The following is a 24,032-nucleotide window of genomic DNA, read 5'->3' on the forward strand; positions in this document are numbered from 1 at the left end:
TTTTCGGCAAATATACGGTTCTTTACCCGTTAGCCGCCCGACAATAGTACTTTTCACTGAGCCCCGCCCCTACCCTATGTCCGCCGATTTTCAGCTCCGCTCCAATGTTATCAATCTGTTTGACAACACCATAGCCCCCGCTACCCTGCACGTAATCGGCGGCCGTATCGGGCGCATCGAGTATACCGGAGCTACGGCCCCCGATGCCGCGCTGCCCTACGCCCTGCCAGGCTTTGTGGATGCCCACGTGCACGTGGAAAGCTCCCTGCTGGTGCCCTCCGAGTTTGCCCGCCTCGCCGTGGTGCACGGCACGGTAGCCACCGTCTCGGACCCCCACGAAATTGGCAACGTGCTGGGCGTGGCGGGGGTGCAGTACATGCTGCGCAACGGCGCGCAGGTGCCGTTCAAGTTTTGTTTTGGGGCCCCCTCGTGCGTGCCGGCCACGCCCTTCGAAACCGCCGGAGCCGAAATTACCGCCCAGGATATTGAGTTGCTGTTCCGCGACCATCCCGAAATTGGCTACCTGGCCGAGATGATGAACTGGCCGGGCGTATTGAACCGGGACGAGCAGGTGATGGAGAAAATTCGGCTGGCCCAGCAGTACAACCGCCCCGTAGATGGCCACGCCCCCGGCCTGCGGGGCGAGGATGCTGCCCGCTACGCCTCGGCTGGCATCAGCACCGACCACGAGTGTTTTACAGCCGAAGAAGCCCTGGACAAGCTGGCGGTCGGCATGAAGGTGCTCATTCGGGAAGGCTCGGCGGCCCGCAACTTCGAGGCCCTTATTGATTTGCTGCCGGAGCACTACGAGAATCTCATGTTCTGCTCCGACGACAAGCACCCCGACACCTTAGTGCTGGGCCACATCAACCAACTGGTGCAGCAGGCCGTGGCCCGGGGCCAGGACGTGCTGCAGGTGCTGCGCGTAGCCTGTCGTAACCCCGTGGAGCATTACCGCCTGCCCGTGGGCCTGCTCCGGGAGGGCGACCCGGCCGACTTTATCGTGGTGGATAACCTGCGCGATTTCACGGTTCAGCAAACCTACCTCAACGGCGAGTTGGTAGCGGAAAACGGGTGCTCCCTGATTGACGGCGTACCCGTATCCGTCATCAATAACTTTAACACCAACCCCATACTGCCCACCGATTTCCAGCTGCCGGCGCCTCAGCAAGCCGCTACCATCCGTGTGATTGAGTGCTTTGATGGACAGCTTATTACGGCCCGCCACGATGTGCCGGCCCGCGTAGAAAAAGGCTTGGTGCTGCCCAACATAGCACAGGATGTGTTGAAGCTCACCGTGGTAAACCGGTACCAACCGGCCCCGCCAGCGGTAGCCTTCATTCAGGGCTTTGGACTGCAGGGCGGGGCACTGGCCAGCAGTGTAGGCCACGACTCGCACAATATTACGGCCGTAGGCTGCGACGACGAGAGCCTTGCCCGCGCCGTAAACATGGTGATTGAGGCCCGCGGCGGCTTAGCCGTAGTAGCCCCCGATGGCCGGGAGCTGATTTTGCCCTTGCCAGTGGCCGGCCTCATGTCGGACCAGCCCGGAGCCGCCGTGGCGGCTGCGTACACCGCCGTGGATGCGCTGGCCAAGGAGCTAGGCTCTACGCTACAGGCTCCATTCATGACGCTTTCCTTTATGGCCCTGCTGGTTATTCCCAGCCTTAAGCTCAGCGATAAAGGCCTGTTTGACGGCGAGGCCTTCCGGTTTGTGGAGGCCGTAGTGTAACCCATGTAAAGCAAAAAAAGGCGACGTTCCTGTACATAGGAACGCCGCTTTTTTTTGCTTTACACGGGTTAAAACCGCTTTTGCAGCAGCTTTTCCATTTTTTCCTCGGTGAGCGGTTTGGCCAGATACTCAACGCCTTCATACTGCGCCACGCGGGCCGTATCGGCCGCGTGCATCGACGTAGTTAGCACGGCCAGCACGGTCTTCTCGCGCACTTCCTCGGGCAGAGAGCTATAGAGCTTCAGAAACTCAAACCCATCCATGCCGGGCATTTTCAAATCGACGAATACCAGGTCCGGAGGCGTGGCGGCCTGCTCGTTGCCGGGGCCGCCCCATAGCTCCTGGTACGCCTGCTCGGCCCGAAAATACGTGAGCACCTGGTCGGCTACGTCTAACCGACTCAGCAGGCGGTTATTCAGGAAACACGTCGTTTCGTTATCATCCACCAGAACTACGGTGCGCAACTTCTTCGTCATATAGTAGAAAGAAGATCCATGAACGATTAGCTCCTATAGCCAGCCTTGCTCACGCATCCAGTCGTCGTTATAAATTTTGCCGAGGTAGCGCGTACCGTGGTCAGGCAGAACGATGACCATGGTGTCTTCTTCCTTCAGATGCTCTTTGGCATATTCCAGGGCACCGTGCACAGCTGAGCCGCACGACCACCCCACAAACAAGCCTTCTTCTTTGGCCAAGCGACGTGTCATCAACGCGGCATCCTGGTCGGTTACCTTGATGAACAGGTCAATAAGGTCAAAGTTTACATTTTTAGGAAGAATATCTTCCCCAATGCCTTCCGTTTTGTACGGGTATATTTCGTTCTCGTCGAAGATGCCCGTCTCCTTGTATTTCTTGAATACGGAGCCATATGTATCCAGGCCCACGGTTACCAGCGCGGGGTTTTGCTCTTTCAGGTACTTAGCCGAGCCGCAAATAGTGCCACCCGTGCCCACACCCGCCGCAAAGTGCGTGATTTTACCTTCCGTCTGCTGCCAAATTTCGGGGCCAGTGGTTTCGTAGTGCGCCGCCGTATTCGACATGTTGTCGTACTGGTTGGGGTAGAACGAGTTGGGTGTTTCCTCGCTCAGGCGCTTGGCTACCGAGTAGTAGGACCGGGGGTCTTCGGGGGCCACATCTACGGGGCATACCACTACTTCGGCACCCACGGCCCGCAGAATGTCCTGCTTTTCCTTGCTCTGCTTGTCGCTCATCACGAAGATGCACTTGTAACCCTTGGCAATGGCAGCCAGGGCCAGGCCCATACCTGTGTTGCCGCTGGTACCCTCAATGATGGTGCCGCCGGGCTGGAGCAAACCGGCCTTCTCGGCGTCTTCCACCATTTTAATGGCCATGCGGTCTTTCACCGAGTTGCCGGGGTTCAGGTATTCTACCTTTACCAAAACGGTGCCTTTAATGCCGGCCGCCAGTTTATTGAGCTTCACCAGAGGCGTGTTGCCCACGGCTTCTATAATGTTATTCAGGTACATACTGCGGGTGAGAGAGGTAAGTGGTTCTGAGAGAGAGGCCGCAAAGGTACGGATTCCGGACGGGAGCCGAAGGCTGGGTCCCGAAGTTTGCCGACGGTGGACCAACCGCCCGCTCCATAGCTCATAAGCGGCCGAAAAGCGCCTCCTGAGCACTATCCGGCCACCGCGCGCCGATAAATCCGCCATTCCCTTCGCCCGACAGGCAAAAACATCTACTTTTGCCCCGCCGCCGGCCCGGCCGCTGCGGCAGCATCCCACCCCACACATCAGCATCTTCCGCTAACCCCACTTCTTCTCATGAGTGTTCTGGTAAACAAGGATTCCAAAGTGATTGTGCAGGGCTTTACGGGCTCCGAAGGCTCGTTCCATGCCCAGCAGATGATTGAGTACGGCACCAACGTGGTGGGCGGCGTAACGCCCGGCAAAGGCGGCACCCAGCACCTCGACCGGCCCGTGTTCAACACCGTAGCCGAAGCCGTGCAGCAAACCGGCGCCGATACCAGCATCATCTTCGTGCCGCCGGCATTTGCCGCCGACGCCATCATGGAAGCTGCTGATGCCGGCATCAAGGTGATTGTAACCATCACCGAAGGCATCCCCACCAAGGACATGATTGCCGTGAAGGAGTACCTGAAAGGCCGCGAAGGCCTGCGCATGATTGGCCCCAACTGCCCCGGCGTAATGACCGCCGGCGAGTGCAAAGTAGGTATCATGCCCGGCTTCATCTTCCAGAAAGGCCGCGTAGGCATCGTGTCCAAATCGGGTACCCTGACCTACGAAGCCGTTGACCAACTCACCAAAGCTGGCCTAGGCCAAACCACGGCTATCGGCATCGGTGGTGACCCTATCATTGGCACCACCACCAAGGAAGCCGTGGAACTGCTCATGAACGACCCCGAAACCGAGGGCATCGTAATGATTGGCGAAATTGGCGGTGGCATGGAAGCTGAAGCAGCTCGCTGGATCAAGGAGACCGGCAACAAGAAACCCGTTGTGGGCTTCATTGCCGGCCAGACCGCCCCTCCCGGCCGCCGCATGGGCCACGCTGGGGCCATCGTAGGCGGTGCCGATGATACGGCTGCGGCTAAAATGGCCATCATGCGCGAGTGCGGCATCCACGTAGTAGACTCGCCCGCCGAAATTGGCGACACGATGCTGCGCGTGCTAGGCAGCAAATAATACCAGCTTTGTATTGAAAGCAAAAAGCGGCGCCCGGTACCAGGCACCGCTTTTTGCTTTTATGACTATTGGGCCGATTACCGCATGCTGATGAGTGGCGAAGAAAGCTTGTACAACCCTTCTGTATCAGCCATTGAGCGACTAATACCGTGCGTTGGCCATCATATTTAGGCTATTGGCCAGTAGCGCAAAAAAATAGCATAGATTCTTGGAGCCAGAACAATAACTTTGGAAACAACGGTGACGTTATTTCGCTACCGTTGCTCCGGCCCCGTATGAGAAAACTGCTATTCTGGATTTTCCTGACAGGAGTACTATGCCAGCTGCCCGGCTTTGCACGGGCTCAATCGACTGCGGGCGGCACTACGCCTTCTAGCCAGACGAAGAATACGCCGAAGTGGACTGCTGTGCTCACGGCTCATCCTGATGACTGGCAGCTGTTCATGGGTTCGGCCATCTGCGAGGAACTCAAGAACACGCGTCGCAAAGTTGTCTTCATCTGCCTGTCGGGCGGGCAGGCCGATATGCCCTCCGACAGCTATTGGCAGGGGCGCGAATCGGGCCACCGGGCATCCGTGCAACAAGCCGGCGATTTGCTTTCCCCGATAACGGCAACTAGCGTATCAGAAAAAGTAACGGTTAACGGCCATGCTATTGACACGTACCGCTCCCGTAACTCGGTAGCGTTTTACCTGCACCTGCCCGATGGTGGTGCGGGTGGCAAAGGCTTTGCGCGGGGCGGATTTCAAAGCCTTAAGCAGCTCTATGACCGAAACCTGCAACTCAAGCCGCTTGATGGAGCTGCTCCTTATACTTCCTGGGAGGATCTGAAAAAAACCATCCTGGGGTTGCTGGCGCACGAAGCTATCCTAGGGCAGCTTACCATGCACATTCCGTCAACGGACACGCGCTGCAACCCCGGTGACCATTCGGACCATTACATGGCTGGCTTGCTGGCTCAGCAGGCCATTGGTCAGTTAGAGTGTCGCTTTTTCCAGTACGTGGGTTACAACATCAGCAAACGCCCCGTTAATCTGACTGAGGCCCAAATTGCCAACCAGCGCCAAGTATACCGGGCTTATTGCCAGACGATGGTAGCGCAAGGGCAGGAAGACCCCTGGGATGCCAAGCACTTAGCGTTTGTGGGCCACCAGTACATGCAGGTAAAGCACCAGGCAGGCCCGCAGCTGCAACCGACTGCCCCCGTTGCTAGCCAGCCCGCTACCCCGGATATGGATGACGACCAGCTGCTAGACGCCTACGTGGTATTCCAGCCTCCGCATCCCAATCCATTATCAGTTTCCTCCCAGTTGGTATTCAGCCTGCCCATCCCCTCAGCCGTATGGCTCCGGGTGCTGGACTCGCAGGGTCGTGAGATTATGAACCTGCTGCAAGGCGACCGGCAGTCGGCCGGCCAGCATGAGCAATGGCTGGATGTGCAGCGCTTTCCGGCGTCGGGAATGTACATTGCGGAGCTTCGGGTGGGCAAGCACTTGTGGCGGCAACGGGTGATAGTAGCCCGCTAGCCTTTTACCGGCCCGGACCGAGTACTGCGCCGTTCACCTAGTTTTTCCGTTTATGCGTACTACGCTTGCCGCTTTCTGGCGCTGGCGCCCTTCTTTTCTTGCTCTACTACTGTTGGCCCTGCTGGTGCAGGCGCTGTTTGTGTTGCGGGCCTTTGGGGCGCTGCTACTGGAGCCCGGACAGCATTTGCTGGTAACCACCCAGGACGGAGCCAAGAACTACTACACATTTCAGGCATACATTCAGCAGCCTTGGCCGAACGGGCTGACGTGGTTTGGCATGATGAACTATCCCTTCGGGGATTACCTGTTCTTCACCGACAATACCCCTCCCCTGGCCGTACTGGCCCGCCTCTGGTCGCACTACGTTTCCGACCTGACTCCGCACGCGCTGGACGTGTACCATGCCCTGCTGCTCGTTGGCTTTTTTCTGAGCACTGCCTTGCTGGTTGCTATTCTGCGGCGGCTGGTAAAGCACTGGGGGCTGATTCTGGTATTTACCGTGGTACTGCCGTGGCTGAATCCGCAAACCAGCCGCCTGTTGGTAGGTCATTTTAACCTGTCGTACAGCTGGATTGTGCTGCTGGTGGTATGGGGCCTGTTGGGCCTGTACGAGCGGGCCCAAGCCAACCGGCCGCTTCGCCCCTGGACGCTGGCCCTGCTCCTTGGCTCCGTACTGGCCGGACTGATCCACTTGTATTATTTGCCGCTGCTGGCGCTTACGGTAGCTGGCTTTTTTGCCGCGTGGCTGCTACCCAAAAAGCAATGGCAAACCCGCCCGGCGCTGCTTGGCGTAGGCGCTCTGCTCACGCTGCTACCCACGGCTATTTGCTACGTGCTCGTTTTGCTCACCGACGGGTATCGGGTGCAACGGAGCATGCAGGCTACCGGCTTCAACTATGCGCCCTGGAAGCTGCAACTGTCGGCACTGCTGAAGCCGGGCAGCTACCAAACCGTGCATTTCTGGCTGGAGCCGAAAGGCCAGCCTACCTACGAATCGGTAGCTTACTTGGGCGCATTCGCCTTGTTTGGGTTAACGTTGGCGGGCGTAACGTGGCTGGTGCGCCGCCCCGCGGTGCAGGCCTTCTGGCACTCCTGGAAGGTAACGCCCGAGTGGCGCTTTCTGCGGCTGTGGCTGTTGGCCTCACTGGTTGGGCTGGGCGTCTCCCTGGGCACCGAATATGCCGTGGCCAACGACCAGTACATTTTCCAGAATTACTTCAGCGCGTTTTACTATCTGCAGAAAATCACCAAAGTCGTGACCCATTTCCGGGCAGTGGCGCGCTTTAGCTGGCCCTTCTTCTGGGCAGTTAACCTGCTGGTGCTGGTGGCGGTGGATTTCTGGCTGCGCCGAAGTAAGTGGAAAGGCCGCTGGGTGGTGGCCCTGGGGCTGGTTACGCTGGCCCTGCTGGATACGCGCGACACTCTGAAGCACTACCGCAAATCTTTATTGCCAAACCTGCTCACTAACGAGCAGACCTTTCCGGAATTGCAGCCGCTACTGCGGGGCCTGCAGCCGGCTCAGTACCAGGCTATCTTGCCGGTACCATTCTTTCACGTGGGCAGCGAGAACCTGGAACTGACGGTAGACGATGACAATGCGCATTCCCTGCATGCCTACGAGCTGGCACTCCGCACCAATCTGCCACTGATGGCCAGCAAACTCTCGCGCACTCCCGAGGAGCATGTGAAGCAGCTACGGAGCATTTTCGACGCGCAGGGCCCTATTCCACAACTTCGGCAACAGTTACGGCAAGCCGGCAAGCCCGTGCTAGTGCTGCTAGACGAGCGGTTTTACACCGGAGCAGACACCACTTTCAAATACCAGCAGCACAATCCCCTGGCCGAGCAGCTCATCCAGTCCGGAGCCACCTTACCGCAGCGGCTCCAACTCACGCCACTGGCCAGCAGCGGCACGCTACGGCTGTACCGCTGGGACGTACGCTAACTGCCTAGTCCCGCCGCCGACGGCCGAGGATACGGATTAGGTTGGTGGTTTCGGTGAGCAGAATCCGTGGGTTAAGCCGCGAGAAAATAATTCCGGGCTTCAGCTCCACCACTTGGGGAACTACGCGCAGGTGTTTCAGGCGCGAGGCCAGTAGCAACAGCTCCAAATCGAAGAGATAACGCTGCGTGGTGGTGCGCAAGAACAACTGCCGCCCCGTTGTGTTAAAGCCTTTGAGTCCGCACTGGGTGTCTTCCACCGGCAAGCGCAGTACGTGGCGCGTTACGCGCCGTAGCAGCTTAGATACGCGGCGCCGGGCCGGAGGTACCTGCGCATAATACGCGTCGTCGCGCACGCCCACTACGATATCAGCGCCCGACTGTACCAGCAGCCGATACACAGCCGCCATACTGTGTTCTTGGTAGGGGAAATCAATATCCGTGAACAGGCAGTAGGGTTCCTGTACCTCGGCCATGCCTTTACGCAGAGCGTGCCCCTTACCGTGGTTGTTGGGATAGGCGAGGTACGTAAACCGATCCGTCAGCGCGTTCTGCAGCAGCTGAATATCAGCTTCCGTTACGGCGGCTTCAGCCCCATCATTCACAACGTACAAATGCACCACTACATGCGCTGGCAGTAGCCCTTGCAGCCGTTGCAGGCTGGTTAGAATGTTGGCGGCCCAGTCGTCGGGGGGTCGGTAACAGGGCAGCACTATGGCCAGCGTGGAAGAAGGCGCCGGGTGGGAGAAGGGCATAGGGAAAATGCAGAAACTGCCGTAAAAATACAGTTCAGCTTTTGACAATCGGCAGAAACCGGCCAGTGGGTATGGTGGCTGGCTTAATCTACCAGAATTCCCTACAACCGATTACTTGCCCCCGCTCTGCCCGCCTACGTTCACCACCAGCCCAAACTGAAACACTGAGTTGGCCGCTTTCAGGTAGCGCCGGTGCCGCAGCCCAAAGTTGCTGCCGCTGATGAGTTGAAAATCAATGGGACCCACCAAATTGACGCGGGTGTAGGTAATGGGCTCCAGAAATACGTTATCCTCGGGCGAGTGAGGCTGCCCGTCGAGCCGGAAGTTGGTGAGCGTAACGTAACTGGCGCGCAGGGCCGTGCCGTAAGTCACGGGCCAGTCGCGGCCCAGCACGTGGTAGGTTTTCTTGTCCTTGGAGGTATAGTTTACTTGCACGAAATACTTGTCGAGGCTGCCTTCCAGGGTGCGGGTAATGCCCTCGGTGGGGGTGCGCTCCACGCGCTTGGTGTGACCCAGGCCGTAGCCCCCGTACACCTCCAGCACCCGCTTATCGCGCAGGCGGGTGTAGTAGCCCAGGCCCAGCTCGCCGAAGTCGTGGTCTTCGGCTCGTTTCTTTTTATCAGTATGCAGAAAGGAGGCCGAACCCATCACGCCCAGGTGGTCCGACACGGCATAGGCCCCCTGCACGGCGGTGTTCTGGCTGAAATTGGTGTGTAGGCCTCCGCTCCACTCACCCTTCTGGGTAAGCAGCGGCACCTGGGGCGGCGGCGGGAAATACAACGACGAGCAGCCCGCCAGCAGCGGCAAAACCAGTAGGAGCACAGCACAGCGAAGCAGGTGTAGCATAGGCAACCGGAAGTTAGAGAGTTGCCCCCAAAACGTCGGCATCGGGGTTTCGTTGTGCAGCTTTCGGGCTTAGCTCAGCAGTTTGCGGTGCCAGCGCGTATAGAAGGTGAGTAACTGACCTGCAGCCAGCTTATTTCCTCCGCGTTTGCCCATGCCCCGTCCTACCCGTTTCGACGCTATTATTATTGGTTCCGGCCAAGCCGGTAACCCGCTGGCCACTGCCCTGGCCGATGCCGGCCGCCGGGTTGCCGTTATTGAAAAATACCTGTTAGGTGGCTCCTGTATTAATTACGGCTGTTCACCCGTTAAGGCGCTGCTGGCCTCGGCCGAGCGGGTGCATCAGGTAGCCACGGCCGCCGACTACGGCATTAAAGCCAGTGTACCCAAGCCCGACTTCAAGGCTATTGTCGCCCGCAAAAACACCATCATTCAGCACAAGCGCGACGGGGTGCGCAGCAACTTGCTGCGGGAGCACAGCAACATCACCGTACTCATGGGCGAGGCTAGCTTTACCGGGCCGCGGGCGGTGCGGGTAGTATTGAACACCGGGGGCGAGCAGCACCTTACGGCCCCGCTCATCTTCATCAACACGGGTACGCGCGCTACCATTCCTCCCATTGAGGGGTTGGTAGACAGCGGCTACCTCACCAATGTTGAAATTCTGGACCTCAAGCAGTTGCCCGAACACCTGCTGATTCTGGGTGGGGGCTACATTGGATTGGAGTTTGGGCAGATGTTCCGGCGCTTCGGTAGCCGCGTAACGATTATCGACGCGGCCAAGAATCTGCTGGAACGGGAAGATGACGACGTATGCCAGGCTATGCGCACGCAGCTGGAGGCCGACGGGGTCGAGTTTGTGCTGGAAGCCGAGGCGCGTCGCGTGTCGCGCAATGCTGATGGTGAGTACACCCTTACGGCCAGCACACCCACCGGCGAGCGGCGCCTGCGGGGCTCCCATCTATTAGTGGCCGTGGGCCGGGAGCCCAACTCCGACACCCTGAATCTGGAAGCAGCCGGCGTAGCAACCGACGAGCATGGCTATGTGCTGGTAACCGAGCGGCTGCAAACTAACGTGCGCGGCATCTACGCCCTCGGCGACGCCCACCCCGGCCCCCAATTCACCCACCTAGCCTATGACGACTACCGCGTAGTGCGCGACAATATTCTACACCGCAAGCGTCGCTCCGCTAAGGCCCGCCCCCTACCCTACGTAGTATTCACGCAGCCCCAGCTGGGCCGCATCGGGCTCAGTGAAAAGCAGGCCCGGCACGAAAAGCTGAATTACCGCGTGGCCACTATGCCAGTGCGCGTGGTAGGCCGAGCTCAGGAAACCGGCCTGACTACTGGCTTCATGAAAGTGCTGGTTGATGAGCGGGACCACGTTATCGGGGCTACCATTTTTTGCGAGCAAGGCGGCGAAATCATGAGCATGCTGCAGCTGGCTATGGCCGGCGGCCTCACCTGCGACGACCTGCAGAACACCGTATTTGCCCACCCCACCTGGGCCGAGGCCCTCAATAACCTATTTGCTAAGCTGACGAAGGCTAAGTAAGTCGCTTACTCTTTGAACAGGTGCGGGTAGATGACCAAGCCCATTGAGGTAAACAGCCGGCCTTCCTTAGTATCCCGGATGCGTTCATCGGGCGAGGGCTGGCGCCGTTCGTCGGGCGAGTAGGAAAGGCTGGTCATTAGTTGCAGCTGCAGCCAGGGGAGCACGCTGGGGTTGCGGAAGCGCACGAACAGCATGGGCTCGGCGCGCACCATGTAACGCAGCGGAATGGGCTGGCCCGCATCGGTGAGTGTTCGGAAGTTCACCCGCGACACCCGGAAGGCCCCGCCGGCACTCACAAAAAGGCCCTCGTAGGCCGCGTACACCTCGCCGTGCAGCTTGCGAAAACGGGCATCGTAGGTGCGGGTGCGCACCGTATCCCAGCGCGGCTCAAAGCCCCCATCCACAAACCGCCGCCCGCTGCGCCCACTTCCGTAGCCCACCATCGTGCCCAGCACCCAGTCACCGGCCAGAGGGCGATACACACCCACCGCGCCTTCTAGCTGCCGGATGCGGAAGTACGAGGAGTCACCGCCCCCGGGCCGCAACCCGCCGGCCGCCCGCACTACCACGTATTTTAGCGGCGAGTAAGCCGCCGAGGCTTCCAGGCGGCCGTTGAGGTAGCCACTAGCCACTACTTCGGCTTCACCCCGCTTCTGGATGGTGGGGGCCGCCGGCTGCAGCGGGGCGTATACCGAGCAGCTGGCCAGCACCACCCCTGCGGCTGGTATACTGGCGCGGCGCAGCAGCTTTCCTGCGTAAACTTGTAGCATATGTCTGACGGCTATAGCCGACAGAGCCCGTTTGCCGCACCAGGGTTGCATCCTCTGCTCCTGTCCTTCTCCTATTTATGCCGCACTTCAACCTTTTCCTCGCCCTGCTCCTGGCAGGTAGCGTAACCGCCTGCCAACTTGGTTCATTCACTACAAACCCTGACTCGGCAGCCGCTCCAGCGCAACCCACAGCCAGCGCGTCAACCACGCCCCAACCCGTGTACGCGGGCACCTACACCGTGCGGGATTCCACAGACTGTTCGTTGTCCATCACCATCACCCGGCAAGGCCCGGGCTACGCGTTTTCCTGCTCCAATGGCCGCACTGTGCAGGGCACGGTGGAAATTAGCGAGGAAGCGGACGGTACATATTTCACCTTCGTCGGGCTGAAGGGCGACGACCCGGAAGAGGACATACCCGCACTCTGGCAGGACAGCGTGTTGCTTATCCAGAACTATGGCAACTCCATGAACGAGTACACCCGGTTCAGTAACTGCGAGGCCAAGTATCTGGAGCTGTACCGTCGGTAGTACCCACCAACGACAACCGCCCCCGTAGCCGAAGCTGCGGGGGCGGTTGTCGTTAAAAAGGCAGTCGGTTACTTGGCGTAGGCCACGGCGCGCATTTCGCGGATTACGGTGATTTTGATCTGACCGGGGTACTGCATTTCCTTCTCGATTTTCTGCGAGATTTCGTAGCTCAGCTCGGCGGCGCGTTCGTCGGTTACGTTCTCGGCGTCCACCATCACGCGCAGCTCGCGGCCGGCCTGAATGGCGAAGCACTGATTCACGCCCTTGAACGAGTTGGCCGTTTCCTCCAGCTGCTTCAGGCGCTTGATGTAGCTTTCCATCATCTCGCGGCGGGCACCGGGGCGCGAGCCACTGATGGCGTCGCAGGCCTGCACTAGGGGCGAAATCATGGCCGTCATTTCGATTTCGTCGTGGTGGGCACCGATGGCGTTAACCACATCGGGGTGCTCCTTATACTTCTTGGCCATTTCCATGCCCAGGATGGCGTGGGGCAGTTCAGGCTCCTCGGTGCTCACTTTTCCAATGTCGTGGAGCAGGCCGGCGCGCTTGGCGTGCTTCACGTTCAGGCCCAGCTCGGCGGCCATAGTGGCGCACAGGTTGGCTACTTCGCGACTATGCTGCAGCAGGTTCTGGCCATAGCTGGAGCGGAAACGCATGCGGCCCACCATCTTAATCAGCTCGGGGTGCAGGCCGTGGATGCCCAGGTCGATGATGGTTTTCTCCCCGATTTCGACGATTTCCTCGTCAATGTTCTTGCGGGTTTTCGCCACAATCTCCTCGATGCGGGCCGGGTGAATCCGGCCGTCCTTCACCAGCAAGTGCAGGCTCAGGCGAGCCACCTCGCGGCGCACCGGGTCGAAGCCTGAAATGATGATGGCCTCGGGCGTGTCGTCCACGATGATTTCGACGCCGGTAGCGGCTTCCAGGGCCCGGATGTTACGGCCCTCGCGGCCGATAATCTTGCCCTTCACGTCGTCCGATTCAATGTTAAACACGGATACGCAGTTCTCAATGGCGTGCTCGGCGGCAGTGCGCTGGATGGTTTCCAGCACTACTTTCTTGGCATCTTTGGTGGCCGTGAGCTTGGCCTGGGCCACCACGTCCTTGATGTAGGAGCTGGCCTGAATCTGGGCTTCGTTGCGGAGGCTGTCTACCAGCTGCTCGCGGGCTTCGTCGGCGGTGAGGCCCGAAATAGTTTCGAGCTGGGCAGTTACCTGCTGCAGCTTGGTTTGCAGATCTTGGCGGGTTTCTTCCAGCTCCTGCTCTACTTCCTGCTCGCGCTGCTCCAGCTTAGCCAGCTGAGTTTCCAGAGTAGCTTTGCGCTTCTCTTCCTGGGCTTCCAGCCGCTCGCGCTGCTGCTGCGCCTGGGTTTCAATCCGCTCCCGGGTGGCATCCAGCTCTTTTTCCTTGCGCTGAATCTGCTCCAGCTGCTTCTGGGTGGTTTGGGTGAGCTGCTTGATGCTCTGCTCCTGCTCCACTACGGCGGCGCGGCGCTCGGTCAGTTCCTGGTCGAGGGCCTGCTTCTGGCGGCGGCTTTCCTGTTCAAATTCCTGCTTGAGGGTGCGGAATTTATCTTTCGACTGCTGAATCCGCTCGTCGCGGGTGCGGGTGGCCTGGGCTTCGGCCTCGGCCAGCAGCTGCTGGGCGCGGGCTTTAGCGTCGGCTTCGTGGTCCTGCCGGGCTTTGCCAGCCAGCAGGCGCCCCAGCACCACGCCTACCACAAGGGCAAGCACGGCAGCCAGGACAATATAGAGAGGTTCGGACATGAGCTATAAAAGGGGGTTAAAAGAGAAACAAACCCATAGCTCCGTAGAAACGCCAATGCCCGCGCAGGCAGCGGGGCCGTTTGCCCCACCCTGCTCGGGCTGAACTTTCGCGCTGCTGGTAGCCGCAGCTATACCAGCACCACTCCCCGCAGTAGCTCGTCGAGGCGCGTGAGGCGCTCGGTCAGAGCCGCATCGGTCCCGTCCTTTTCCTTGCTGACCTTGAGGCGGTCAGCCATTGTCGATAATGCAATCATGGCCAGCAGGTCCTGCTTGTCCTGAATGCCGTACTGTTCCCGAAATTCCTTCAGCCGCTCGTTTAGCAGCCGGCCCGCCAGACGCAGGCGTTCCTCATCCTGGGGGCTTACCCGCATGGGATAGTCCCGGTCAGCAACGCGGATTTTAATGGATAATTCGGTCATCAGTAGCCAGAGGGCGGTGGGGGTAGCGTGGGGTTGGTGGTTACTCCTTCAAATAGGCAAGGCACTTATCTATTTCGCGGATGTATTCGTTGAGGCGAAGTTTCAGCTCGTTGACATTGGCCGGTTCCCCGGCTATGGTATTGACAAGTTTAGTGATATTCTCCTGATTCTGGAAATCCTTCAACTGCCGCTCCCGGTCGCGCACGTCGGCCTGGAGTTGCTGAATGGTGGTCTGCGAATCGGCCAGCTCCTCGCGCAACTGCTGATAGGCAGCCACTAAGGTGGTTACCTGCCGCTCTAGGCGGTCGAGTTGCGCAAGCTGCTGGGTAGAGGCCATTTTTTAGGAAGTTTCTGGTTTCTGGTTGCTAGTTTCTGGTTCGTGTAGCCATTAGAGCCTGAGGCGAGGTTTCGTGCAACCTTCAGGTTAGTCAGCTGATTGACAATTGGCTGCTCAACCTGAACGTCTAAACTAGAAACAAGCAACCAGAAACCAGAAACTTATTTCCGAATCAGGGCGCCGGCCTGCTGCTCAAACTGCTGAATGAGGCGCGTCATCACTTGGTCAATGGCTTGGTCGGTGAGGGTTTGGGTGGGGTCCTGGAGCAGGAAGCTCACAGAGTAGGACTTTTTGCCTTGGCCCAGGTTGTCGCCCTCGTACACGTCGAACACGTTCACCTGCTGCAGCAGCTTTTTCTCGGTGCGGCGGGCAATCTGCTGGAGCTGGTCGAAGGTCACGGTTTTATCCACCACCAACGACAAGTCGCGACGCACTTCCGGGAACTTGGGCAGCTCGCGGGCTACCAGCGCGTTCTTGTACTTGCGCATCAGCCAGTCCCAGTCCAGCTCGGCGTACCACACGGGTTGGCTCACGTCGAGGCGCTTCAGAATGGCCGTTGATACCGCACCCAGTTGGGCTACCGGCTGGTTCTGGGCCAGCAGCGTGAGGCCACCGGCCAGGTATGGGTGCTGCACCGGCTGCGAGGTGGGCTGCGGGAATCCCAGCGAGGCCAGCACCTGCTGCACCGCGCCGGCCAGCTGGTGGAAGCCGCTCTTCTCCGATTTCTGCTGCCAGGTTTCGGCGGCGGTGTTGCCGGTGAAGTAGATGACCAGCTTGTTAAACTCCTCGTACTGGCCGCCGGCCTTCTGGCGGTAGGCTTTGCCGAACTCGTACAGCTTCAGGTCGCGCTGGCGGCGGTTCACATTGTGGCGGATTACCTCCAGGCCGCTGTGCAGCAGCGTGGGCCGCATGATGTTCAGCTCGGCGCTGTTGAAGTTGAGCAGGCGCACCAGCGTCTCGTCCTTCTCCCCTTCCTTCTCGAAGTACAGCGAGTTGGTGATGGAGTTGGTAATGATTTCCGAAAAGCCCTGGCCGCTGAGCAGGCGGGCCGTGTTCTGGCGGATGATTTCGGGGTCGGGGTTGGGGAACTGGGCCAGGTACGTAGCCGAGTTGTGGGGGCGCAGGGCCACGTGGTTGTAGCCGTAGATGCGCAGGATTTCCTCAATTACGTCAGCCTCCCGGGTCACATCCACCTTGTGCGGCGGCACCGACAAGATCCATTCGACGTGGCCGGCTTCGTCGGTCAACTCTTCCGCAATGAGGATATCGAGGTCGGTGAGGATCTGGCGGATGCGCTCGGGGGCAATGAACTGGCCCACCAACTTCTCCACGCGGGGCAGGCGCAGGCGCACCGGCGTGTGGCCGATGTGGGTGGGGTACTCGTCCACCACGGGAGCGGCCACGGTAGCGCCGGCCACTTCCTGCAGCAGCAGCGCCGCCCGCTTCAGCCCAATAAGCACCATGTTGGGGTCGGTGCCCCGCTCGAAGCGGAAGGAGGCGTCGGTTTTGAGCTTATGGTCCTGTGATGTCAGTCGAACAACACTGGGCTCGAAATAAGCACTCTCGAGAAATACACGAGTGGTAGAATTTGTCACACCTGAATGAGCCCCTCCAAACACGCCAGCTAAAGCCATTGGTGTTCCAGAACCATCAGCAATGATCAAATCACCGTAATTCAGTTCTCGCTCAACCCCATCCAAGGTGGTCAGCTTATCCCAAGCTTCTGCCCGCTTCACGCGCACCTGGTTGCCGCTGATCTGGTCGGCGTCGAAGGCATGCAGGGGCTGGCCCAGTTCGTGCAGCACGAAGTTGGTCACGTCCACCACGTTGTTGATGGGCGAAAGGCCGATGCTGCGCAGGCGGCGCTGCAGCCACTCGGGCGAGGGGCCCACCTGCACGTTTTCGAGCAGCAGACCGGCGTAGCGCGGGGCAGCGGCGGCATCTTCCAAGGTTACCGTGATGGGCGCGGCGGCCGAAGCCGGGGCGTGGAAGCCGCTGATGTCGGGCAGGTGGCAGGGCTGGCGCAGCAGGGCGCGCAGCTCGCGGGCCACCCCGTAGTGCGAGGCGGCGTCGGCGCGGTTCGGGGTCAGGCCGATTTCCAGTACCGAATCGGAGCCCAGGCCGAAGTACTCGGCGGCGGGCGTGCCGTTGGGCAGGTCGGTGGTAAGCACCATAATACCGGCATGGCTCTGGCCCAGGCCAATTTCATCCTCGGCGCAAATCATGCCCTCGGAGGCCAGGCCCCGGATTTTGGACTTCTTGATTTTGAACGGTTCCCCTTCGGAAGGGTGCAGCACGGCTCCGTCGAGGGCAACTACTACGCGCTGGCCGGCGGCCACATTGGGGGCACCGCACACAATCTGACGGATGGTGCCGTCGCCCACATCCACGGTAGTTACGCTGAGCTTGTCGGCGTCGGGGTGCTTTTCGCGGGTGAGTACCGTGCCCAGCACTACACCGCGCAGGCCGCCAGGTACGCTTTCCAGCTCCTCAATACCTTCTACCTCCAGCCCGGAGCCGGTGAGCAGCTTGCCAATTTCCTCGGCGGGTTTATCGGTAGGAATGAGGGTACGGAGCCAGTCGAGGGATATTTTCATCAGTTGGGAGTTGCAGGTTGTCGGGTGGCCTGCTGTGGGTTGTCAGGTGCCGGACAGCAATGCTCTACTGATATCTAGCGCCTGACAACCCGCAACGGGCCACTGCTGACAAAGGTACGGATTCGGGCGGGCGGCGGAAATGGTAACAGTGGGAACTCCGAACCCCAATCCGCGCTTTGCCCTAATACAGCTGAACAGATGATGCGGGAAGCGGGGCATTTGCCGTACTTGCGCCGGCATTGCTGGTTGTCTGGCGGTTGCTATTCCCCTCATTTCTTTCTGCATGAAAAAACTCGTACTCTGGCTGCCAGCCCTGTTGGCGGGCGCGTATTCGGCCAATGGGCAGGTATTTGTGAAGAACGCCGGGCCGGCTCCTACTACCGTTTGCTACGCTTCTGCTGAAGACCAACACTCACGCCTACCGCTGCCCGCCGCCTTTGTGCAGCAGAAAAATACCGGTCAGCGGCGCGCCGGTGCGGCCCGCATCGAGGTTACCTATTCTGGCTTTACGCCACAGGCCCAGGCGGCTTTCCAGTACGCGGTAGATATCTGGCAGTCGCTGCTGACTTCGCCCGTTACCATCCGGGTGCAGGCTACCTGGACGCCGCTGGGTGCCGGGGTGCTGGGCTCGGCCGGGGCCACTGCGTACTACTCGGACATTAGCAGCTCCGTGCGCAACGGAGCAGCGTACCCGGTGGCACTGGCTGAGAAACTCAGCGGCCGGGACCTGAATCCTGCTACCGAGGCCGATATTAGCGCCCGGTTCAGCAGCAGCTTCAACTGGTACTACGGTACCGATGGCAACGTACCCACCGGGCAGTACGATCTGGTTTCGGTGGTGCTGCACGAGCTGGGCCACGGGCTGGGCTTCATTGCCAGCACGGGCTACAGCAACGGCCAGGGCGGTTACGCCACGCCCCCGTCCGTTTTCGGCACCTACATCGAAAACCTCAACAACGAGCCGCTCATCAACAACCCCACGTACCCGAATAGCTCGAAGGCGCTGGGTACCCAGTTTACCAGCGCGCAGGTGTATTTCAACAGTGCCCTGGCCAAGAGCGTGAACGGCGGTGTCCGCCCGCGCTTGTACGCCCCCAGCACGTATTCGGCGGGGTCCAGTATCTCCCACCTCAACGAGAGCACCTACCCGGCTACCAACATCAACTCGCTGATGACGCCGCAGATTGGCGCTTCGGAGGCCATGCACAACCCCGGGCCCATTACCCTCAAGATGTTTGCGGAAATGGGCTGGTTCAATACGGCCATCCGCCACACTCCCCTCCCCGATACCGAAACCGCGCAGGACTTCCCAATAACGGCCCTTGTGGAAAGCGACGGTACCATTACCCCGGGCTCGGTGAAGCTGAATTACAAGATTGACAACGGAGCCCTCACCACGGTAGCCATGGCGGCCGTGGTCGGCAACCAATACCAGGCTGTTATTCCCAACCCGGGCCTGAACCACACGGTAAGCTACTACCTCACGGCGGCTGACAACGAAACCGGCCGGACGTATACCGCTCCGGCCCAGTATCAGCCCATACTGAACAAGGCCGATGTATACAGCTTCGTGGTAGGCCCCGATCAAACGGCTCCTATCGTGCGCCACCGCGCCCCCACGTACGTGTTTGCCGACCAGCTACCTTACCAGTTTGTGGTGCAGGCGACGGACAACCTAGGCGTGGCCAGCGTAACGATGGAATACGCCGTTAACGGTACGTCCCGGCCGGCGCTAACCCTCACCCGCCAGGGCACGTCCAGCACCTACACCGGTTTGTTGAGCACGGCTGCCGGGGCCCTGACGGCCGGCGACGTGGTGACGTACCGCCTAGTAACCCGCGACGCCGCCAAAACGACCAACCAAACGCTGACGCCCGCCAGCGGTACGCAAACCGTGAACATTGTCAGCTTTAAGCCCGCCCAGGCCAGCTACCTCAACACGTTCAACAGCACCGGCCCGCTTGATTTTGTGGGGGAAGGGTTCCAGATTGCGCAGCCCGATAATTTTACCAATCCGGCCATCCACTCCGTCCATCCCTATACCAACGATTCGACCCTGATTTACCAGATGCTGGTACCTATTCGGATGACGGATGCCGATGTGCTGCTGACGTTTGATGAAGTGGTGCTGGCCGAACCCGGCGAAGCAGGCAGCCCCTACGGCAGCCCCGATTTTTACGATTACGTGGTGGTAGAAGGCAGTGCCGATAAGGGCCTTACCTGGAAGCCGCTGGCCGATGGCTACGATTCCCGCCTACAGACCGACTGGCTGGCCGCCTGGAATGCCCAACTCACCGCCGACGGCAACTCGACGGCGGCGGGAAGCGCTAGCCTGTACAAGCCCCATTCCTTCAACCTACGCTCCGTGTTTCAGCGCGGCGACGAAGTGCGGCTGCGCTTCCGTCTGTATGCCGATGCGGGAGCTAATGGCTGGGGTTGGGCCATCGACAACGTGAACGTGCAAACGGTGATTACCAGCACCGCCGCTCAGCTGCAGAAAGCCGGCGGCCTGAGCCTGTACCCCAATCCTACCACGGGCCGCTTCACGCTGAAAGCCACGCTGCCTGCTGCCACTGCCGGCCTGGAGCTGCTGGTGCGCAACAGCCTGGGCCAGGTAGTATACCGCCAGCCCGTAGCTGCTCCGGGCGGCCAAGTGAATGCCGCTGTGGATCTAACGCACCTAACCAGCGGCCTGTACCAAGTAAGCTTGGGCACGCCCGCTGACGCCGCCTTCCGCAAAGTATTGATTCAGCGCTAAGCCTGCGCTTCACGCTTACCTAACGATGGAGCCCCGAGAAACAGCTTTTCTGCTATCAGCAGGCGGGCTGTTCCTCGGGTCTCCGGTGTTGTGGCGGGCGTTAGGTTACTTGTAGGCTTTCTCGCCAGCCTTAATTTCCACGGTCAACCGGTTATCGGCTGGAGGTACGGGGCACGCGTAACCGTCGGCGTAGGCGCAATAGGGGTTGTATGCTTCGTTGAAGTCCAGCACTACTTCGGTATCGTCGGCGGCGGGCAGGGGCGCGTCGAGGTAGCGGCCGCCGCCGTAGGTGGCAAAGCCGTTGGTGCGGTCGGTGAAGGGCACAAACAGCGTGGTGTCCTTGCCATCGGCTTTCAGAAACAGGGTGAGCTTGTACTCCTGCTTGTCCAGAATAAAGCTAGCCCGGCCCCAACGCAGGTACTTATCGGCCTTACCATCAGTAAGCGGCATTTCTACCGTGTCGCGCTTGGTGAATGGCTCCAATTGGGCCTCAAAGCGGTAATCTGTGTTGGGGGCGTAGTATTTCAGGCTGTCGAAGGTCTGACGCTGCTCGGAACTCAGGGGAGAATCCTCGGCCCGACGGAAGCCGGTGTTTTTGGCTTCCCGGGCCTTGCGCAGCCGGGCGGCGTACTGGTCGTCGTTGAAGAGAATATCCTTGGCGAAATACCCGAACACGAGCAGCAGACCAAGGGCAATGAACAATTTAGGATTGAGACGCATAGCGCAAAAGTACGGCGAGAGTTCCGGCTTCGTAGCGCGCAGCTCCGCTTCGCGCACGTGCGGAGCGAGTACGGGGCGTGTAGTGCTTATGCGTGGGGACTCGCCGGTGGCTCGTGCGCGCAGCTCTGCTTCGCGCACGAGCCGGTATGCTACAGCATGCTTTCATCGGCGAAGCTGTAGTAGCCGTTGTCGGTGTAGATGAGGTGGTCGAGGATGGGCAAATCCAGGAACTGACCGGCCTCCTTGAGCTTACGGGTGAGAGCAATATCGGCGGCCGAGGGGTTCTTGTTGCCGCTGGGGTGGTTGTGCACCAGAATAATACTGCTGGCCAGTTGCTCCAGGGCCTCCTTAAAAATCAATTTAGGGTCGGCGACGGTGCCGGCCACCCCACCCCGACTGATGCTCACGGTGCGCATTACCACGTTGGCCCGGTTCAGGAGTACCACCCAAAACTCTTCGTGGGGTAAATCCTGCAAATGGGGCCGCACCACGCGGTAAATGTCGCGGGAGTTGGTGATGGTGGGGCGGGCGGGGGCGTCGGCTTCCTTGCGGCGGCGGCCCAACTCCAGGGCAGCTATAATGGTAATGGCTTTGGCTTCTCCTATCCCCTTCTGGCGCATGAGTTCTTTCAGAGAGAAGCGGGCCAGGGTGTTCAGGTCGTTTTGGGCGGCGTTGAGCACCAGCTTGGCTACATCTACGGCCGAGAGCTTGGCGGTGCCTGAGCCCAGTAAAATAGCCAGCAGTTCGGCGTCCGACAGGGCGGCGCGGCCCTTCTGCATGAGTTTTTCGCGGGGCCGATCTTCCTCGGCCCAACTCTTGATGCCGAATGCCGTTGGCGTTTCGTAGGGCTGAGCTGGGGTGCCCGGCTTAGCAGGTAGTTGGATATTTTCGGTCAGATTGTCAAACTCTTGCATAGGGCACCGTTGTTGTTAGCTCCGGAAAATAAAGCAAAAACCCCGCAACCCCGTCTTACCCTGTAGCAACCCGCTCCGAAACATGTTCTGGCAGGCGGGTTGAGTTGTTTCTGTATGCGTAGTCCTTCCTTTTTCGTGTTCTTTCTGGGCCTACTGGCCGTGGCCGAGTGGTACGGTTTCCAGGCGTTTCGCACTGTTTTTCAACACGCCGCACCGGGCACCCGGCGGCTGGTAGCCCTGCTGTACTGGGTACTGTCGGTGGGTATTTGGGTGGTGGGTTTCTGGGCCATCCGGAACCGCCACGAGCATCCTTCTTTCAAATCCTACCTGGGCGGCCTGCTATTGGCCGTGTTGGCCGCTAAGATTGTCATTCTGATTCCGCTGTTGCTGGAAGACCTCACCCGCCTGGCTCGCTGGGCCCTGCAGCTGGGCAGCCGCCCGGCCGGCAATGCCGGCACTAGCATTTCGCGTAGCGAGTTTCTGAGCAAAGCGGCGCTGGTATTGGGCGCTATTCCGTTCGTGTCGCTCATCTGGGGCATGGCCAAGGGCGGCACCGATTACACCGTGCGCCGCGTAACGCTGCGGTTCCCCAACCTACCCGCTTCGTTTGATGGGTTTAAGCTGCTGCAGATTTCTGACCTGCACACGGGCTCCTTTCACTCCAAGGAGCCACTGCAACGGGCTGTCAAAATCATCAACGACCAGCAAGCCGACCAGATTTTCATGACCGGCGACCTGGTGAACAACTACGCCACCGAGGTAGAAGAGCACATTGATACGCTGGCCGGCATTCAGTCCAAGCTGCCCATCTATTCCATTCTCGGCAACCACGACTATGGCGACTACGTGCCGGAATTTAAGGAAGACCGTTCTTTGTGGGAGGCCAACCTAGCCCGATTGAAGCAGAATCACGCCAAAATTGGTTGGCAATTGCTGTTGGACGAGGCCCGCACCGTGGAGCGCAACGGGGAAAAAATTGCCATCCTGGGCGTGCAGAACTGGGGGGCTCGGGGCTTCGCGCAATACGGCAACTTAGCCAAAGCCCACGCTGCTGCCGATGCTGATGCGCCGTTCAAAATCCTGCTCAGCCACGACCCTTCGCACTGGGATGGGCAGGTGCACCAGTATGAGGATATTGACCTGACGCTTTCGGGCCACACGCACGGCATGCAGTTCGGCGTGAACCTGCCGTTTCTGAAGTGGAGCCCGGTGCAATACGCCTATAAGCAGTGGGCGGGCCTATACCAGCGTGGAAAGCAGTACTTGTACGTGAATGCTGGCTTAGGCTTTATCGGCTACCACGGTCGGGTGGGCTTCCTACCCGAAATTACAGTATTTGAGCTTCGGCGCGGGTAACCGTCTGACGTGTTGCATGCTACAAAAAACCACTTCGGAATACCGAAGTGGTTTTTTGTTTGCCGCAGCGGTAACCGGCTGAGCTTGCACTCCGTATAGCTCGCATTAGATTTTTCCTACCCTCTTCTCTCCCTTCAACTTTCTCTCAAGCCATGAAAAAGACCCTGTTAATGCTTTCCGCCGCCGCGGCTTTCCTGATGGCCTCGTGCTCGGAAAATAAAACCACGGATACTGCCACGACGACCTCGCCCGATGGCATGACCACAACCACTACGACCACCACGCAGACCTCCTACACGCCGGAAGCCATTGAGCGCCGCGCCGACCGGATGGCCGCGGACATGGCCGCCAAAATGAAGTTTGACGACGCCACTCGCACCAAAGTGCGCACCGTGTACGTAACCCGTGGCCAGCGCATTGCCGAGCTGCAGAACAAATATGCCAATGATACCACGGGTATGGCTGCTGCCATGCGCGGCGTATACACGGATACCGACGCGGAGATGAAAACCATCTTCACCGACCCCACGCAGTACTCAGCCTACGAATCGAGCCGGACCGATTACTACGACGACCGGTACATGGATGACAACTCGATGTCGAGTTCGTCGGATATGTCCTCGGATACGTCCAACATGAGCACGATGTCCAGCTCATCGGACATGAGCAACACCTCGGGTAGCATGGAATCGGGCACGAGCGTGAGCAAGATGAAAGCTAAAGCCGAAGACGGTAGCAAAATCAAGGTAAAAGATAACGGCAAGGTTAAAACCAAGGACGCCGACGGCGAGAAAACCAAAATGTAGGTTTAGCCGGCTTTTAGCCTCAGCACAGAAACGCCACGCCC

General features: G+C 59.5%; 19 protein-coding genes and 1 pseudogene. 9 read left to right on the forward strand and 11 right to left on the reverse strand.

Annotated features, from left to right (window positions below; translation table 11 throughout):
• The first annotated feature begins 76 nt into the window (after window positions 1-76).
• Complete coding sequence (gene ade / locus LF252_RS18830; protein ID WP_226271142.1) at window positions 77-1,732, forward strand: adenine deaminase; 1,656 nt, start codon at window positions 77-79, stop codon at window positions 1,730-1,732.
• A 68-nt stretch (window positions 1,733-1,800) separates the two neighbouring features.
• On the opposite strand, the gene LF252_RS18835 is transcribed toward ade, so the two are convergent.
• Both LF252_RS18835 and LF252_RS18840 read right to left on the reverse strand, forming a co-directional pair.
• Complete coding sequence (locus LF252_RS18835; RefSeq protein ID WP_226271143.1) at window positions 1,801-2,208, reverse strand: response regulator; 408 nt, start codon at window positions 2,206-2,208, stop codon at window positions 1,801-1,803.
• A gap of 36 nt (window positions 2,209-2,244) precedes the next feature.
• A pseudogene (locus tag LF252_RS18840) lies at window positions 2,245-3,219 on the reverse strand (PLP-dependent cysteine synthase family protein); the annotation flags it as partial.
• 297 nt (window positions 3,220-3,516) lie between these two features.
• On the opposite strand from LF252_RS18840, the gene sucD reads away from it, so the two are divergent.
• From sucD to LF252_RS18855, 3 genes are all read left to right on the forward strand, one after another.
• Window positions 3,517-4,398 carry a succinate--CoA ligase subunit alpha gene (gene sucD / locus LF252_RS18845; RefSeq protein WP_226271144.1) on the forward strand — a complete coding sequence of 294 codons (882 nt, stop codon included), beginning with the start codon at window positions 3,517-3,519 and terminating at the stop codon, window positions 4,396-4,398.
• 275 nt (window positions 4,399-4,673) lie between these two features.
• Entirely contained in the window at window positions 4,674-5,924 is a 1,251-nt protein-coding gene (locus tag LF252_RS18850; RefSeq protein WP_226271145.1) for a T9SS type A sorting domain-containing protein, read from the forward strand.
• A 52-nt stretch (window positions 5,925-5,976) separates the two neighbouring features.
• Window positions 5,977-7,869: a hypothetical protein gene (locus LF252_RS18855; protein ID WP_226271146.1), complete on the forward strand. Its 1,893-nt coding sequence runs from the start codon at window positions 5,977-5,979 to the stop codon at window positions 7,867-7,869.
• Window positions 7,870-7,873: 4 nt separating this feature from the next.
• On the opposite strand, the gene LF252_RS18860 is transcribed toward LF252_RS18855, so the two are convergent.
• Both LF252_RS18860 and LF252_RS18865 read right to left on the reverse strand, forming a co-directional pair.
• The gene (locus tag LF252_RS18860; protein WP_226271147.1) at window positions 7,874-8,620 is read right to left on the reverse strand and encodes a glycosyltransferase family 2 protein; all 747 of its coding nucleotides are present in this window, start codon (window positions 8,618-8,620) and stop codon (window positions 7,874-7,876) included.
• Between the two features lie 111 nt (window positions 8,621-8,731).
• Complete coding sequence (locus LF252_RS18865; RefSeq protein ID WP_226271148.1) at window positions 8,732-9,442, reverse strand: outer membrane beta-barrel protein; 711 nt, start codon at window positions 9,440-9,442, stop codon at window positions 8,732-8,734.
• A gap of 175 nt (window positions 9,443-9,617) precedes the next feature.
• Between LF252_RS18865 and LF252_RS18870 the strand changes: the two genes are divergently transcribed.
• Window positions 9,618-11,018, forward strand: a complete 1,401-nt coding sequence (locus LF252_RS18870) for a mercuric reductase (protein ID WP_226271149.1) — start codon at window positions 9,618-9,620, stop codon at window positions 11,016-11,018.
• 5 nt (window positions 11,019-11,023) lie between these two features.
• Here the strand turns inward: LF252_RS18870 and LF252_RS18875 are convergent, their stop codons facing one another.
• A complete protein-coding gene (locus tag LF252_RS18875) occupies window positions 11,024-11,788 on the reverse strand; it encodes a hypothetical protein (protein ID WP_226271150.1) in 765 nt (254 codons plus the stop codon).
• Between the two features lie 77 nt (window positions 11,789-11,865).
• On the opposite strand from LF252_RS18875, the gene LF252_RS18880 reads away from it, so the two are divergent.
• Entirely contained in the window at window positions 11,866-12,318 is a 453-nt protein-coding gene (locus tag LF252_RS18880) for a hypothetical protein (RefSeq protein ID WP_226271151.1), read from the forward strand.
• Between the two features lie 68 nt (window positions 12,319-12,386).
• Here the strand turns inward: LF252_RS18880 and rny are convergent, their stop codons facing one another.
• The 4 genes from rny to pheT form a co-directional block, all read right to left on the reverse strand.
• Window positions 12,387-14,084: a ribonuclease Y gene (rny, locus tag LF252_RS18885; protein ID WP_226271152.1), complete on the reverse strand. Its 1,698-nt coding sequence runs from the start codon at window positions 14,082-14,084 to the stop codon at window positions 12,387-12,389.
• Window positions 14,085-14,212: 128 nt separating this feature from the next.
• A complete protein-coding gene (locus LF252_RS18890) occupies window positions 14,213-14,503 on the reverse strand; it encodes a cell division protein ZapA (RefSeq protein WP_226271153.1) in 291 nt (96 codons plus the stop codon).
• A 40-nt stretch (window positions 14,504-14,543) separates the two neighbouring features.
• The gene (locus LF252_RS18895; protein ID WP_226271154.1) at window positions 14,544-14,840 is read right to left on the reverse strand and encodes a hypothetical protein; all 297 of its coding nucleotides are present in this window, start codon (window positions 14,838-14,840) and stop codon (window positions 14,544-14,546) included.
• A gap of 161 nt (window positions 14,841-15,001) precedes the next feature.
• Window positions 15,002-17,437 (reverse strand): phenylalanine--tRNA ligase subunit beta, encoded by a 2,436-nt coding sequence (gene pheT / locus LF252_RS18900; protein ID WP_226271155.1) that lies wholly within the window; start codon window positions 17,435-17,437, stop codon window positions 15,002-15,004.
• 283 nt (window positions 17,438-17,720) lie between these two features.
• Here pheT and LF252_RS18905 point away from each other — a divergent pair, with 283 nt between their 5' ends.
• A complete protein-coding gene (locus tag LF252_RS18905; RefSeq protein ID WP_226271156.1) occupies window positions 17,721-20,195 on the forward strand; it encodes a T9SS type A sorting domain-containing protein in 2,475 nt (824 codons plus the stop codon).
• A 105-nt stretch (window positions 20,196-20,300) separates the two neighbouring features.
• Here the strand turns inward: LF252_RS18905 and LF252_RS18910 are convergent, their stop codons facing one another.
• A complete protein-coding gene (locus tag LF252_RS18910) occupies window positions 20,301-20,915 on the reverse strand; it encodes a DUF1684 domain-containing protein (RefSeq protein ID WP_226271157.1) in 615 nt (204 codons plus the stop codon).
• A gap of 149 nt (window positions 20,916-21,064) precedes the next feature.
• Entirely contained in the window at window positions 21,065-21,829 is a 765-nt protein-coding gene (radC, locus tag LF252_RS18915) for a RadC family protein (RefSeq protein WP_226271158.1), read from the reverse strand.
• A 114-nt stretch (window positions 21,830-21,943) separates the two neighbouring features.
• Here radC and LF252_RS18920 point away from each other — a divergent pair, with 114 nt between their 5' ends.
• Window positions 21,944-23,185 (forward strand): metallophosphoesterase, encoded by a 1,242-nt coding sequence (locus tag LF252_RS18920; RefSeq protein ID WP_226271159.1) that lies wholly within the window; start codon window positions 21,944-21,946, stop codon window positions 23,183-23,185.
• Between the two features lie 152 nt (window positions 23,186-23,337).
• Window positions 23,338-23,991 (forward strand): hypothetical protein, encoded by a 654-nt coding sequence (locus LF252_RS18925; protein ID WP_226271160.1) that lies wholly within the window; start codon window positions 23,338-23,340, stop codon window positions 23,989-23,991.
• Window positions 23,992-24,032: the final 41 nt, after the last annotated feature.

This window comes from Hymenobacter pini (genome assembly GCF_020421205.1).
Taxonomy (GTDB): Bacteria; Bacteroidota; Bacteroidia; order Cytophagales; family Hymenobacteraceae; genus Hymenobacter; species Hymenobacter pini.

Excerpts from the sequence above, each read along its gene's own strand:
- ade (WP_226271142.1), top strand. The coding sequence starts at position 77 with ATGTCCGCCGATTTTCAGCTCCGCTCCAATGTTATCAATCTGTTTGAC.
- LF252_RS18835 (WP_226271143.1), bottom strand. The coding sequence starts at position 2,208 with ATGACGAAGAAGTTGCGCACCGTAGTTCTGGTGGATGATAACGAAACG.
- sucD (WP_226271144.1), top strand. The coding sequence starts at position 3,517 with ATGAGTGTTCTGGTAAACAAGGATTCCAAAGTGATTGTGCAGGGCTTT.
- LF252_RS18850 (WP_226271145.1), top strand. The coding sequence starts at position 4,674 with ATGAGAAAACTGCTATTCTGGATTTTCCTGACAGGAGTACTATGCCAG.
- LF252_RS18855 (WP_226271146.1), top strand. The coding sequence starts at position 5,977 with ATGCGTACTACGCTTGCCGCTTTCTGGCGCTGGCGCCCTTCTTTTCTT.
- LF252_RS18860 (WP_226271147.1), bottom strand. The coding sequence starts at position 8,620 with ATGCCCTTCTCCCACCCGGCGCCTTCTTCCACGCTGGCCATAGTGCTG.
- LF252_RS18870 (WP_226271149.1), top strand. The coding sequence starts at position 9,618 with ATGCCCCGTCCTACCCGTTTCGACGCTATTATTATTGGTTCCGGCCAA.
- LF252_RS18875 (WP_226271150.1), bottom strand. The coding sequence starts at position 11,788 with ATGCTACAAGTTTACGCAGGAAAGCTGCTGCGCCGCGCCAGTATACCA.
- LF252_RS18880 (WP_226271151.1), top strand. The coding sequence starts at position 11,866 with ATGCCGCACTTCAACCTTTTCCTCGCCCTGCTCCTGGCAGGTAGCGTA.
- rny (WP_226271152.1), bottom strand. The coding sequence starts at position 14,084 with ATGTCCGAACCTCTCTATATTGTCCTGGCTGCCGTGCTTGCCCTTGTG.
- LF252_RS18890 (WP_226271153.1), bottom strand. The coding sequence starts at position 14,503 with ATGACCGAATTATCCATTAAAATCCGCGTTGCTGACCGGGACTATCCC.
- LF252_RS18895 (WP_226271154.1), bottom strand. The coding sequence starts at position 14,840 with ATGGCCTCTACCCAGCAGCTTGCGCAACTCGACCGCCTAGAGCGGCAG.
- pheT (WP_226271155.1), bottom strand. The coding sequence starts at position 17,437 with ATGAAAATATCCCTCGACTGGCTCCGTACCCTCATTCCTACCGATAAA.
- LF252_RS18905 (WP_226271156.1), top strand. The coding sequence starts at position 17,721 with ATGAAAAAACTCGTACTCTGGCTGCCAGCCCTGTTGGCGGGCGCGTAT.
- LF252_RS18910 (WP_226271157.1), bottom strand. The coding sequence starts at position 20,915 with ATGCGTCTCAATCCTAAATTGTTCATTGCCCTTGGTCTGCTGCTCGTG.
- radC (WP_226271158.1), bottom strand. The coding sequence starts at position 21,829 with ATGCAAGAGTTTGACAATCTGACCGAAAATATCCAACTACCTGCTAAG.
- LF252_RS18920 (WP_226271159.1), top strand. The coding sequence starts at position 21,944 with ATGCGTAGTCCTTCCTTTTTCGTGTTCTTTCTGGGCCTACTGGCCGTG.
- LF252_RS18925 (WP_226271160.1), top strand. The coding sequence starts at position 23,338 with ATGAAAAAGACCCTGTTAATGCTTTCCGCCGCCGCGGCTTTCCTGATG.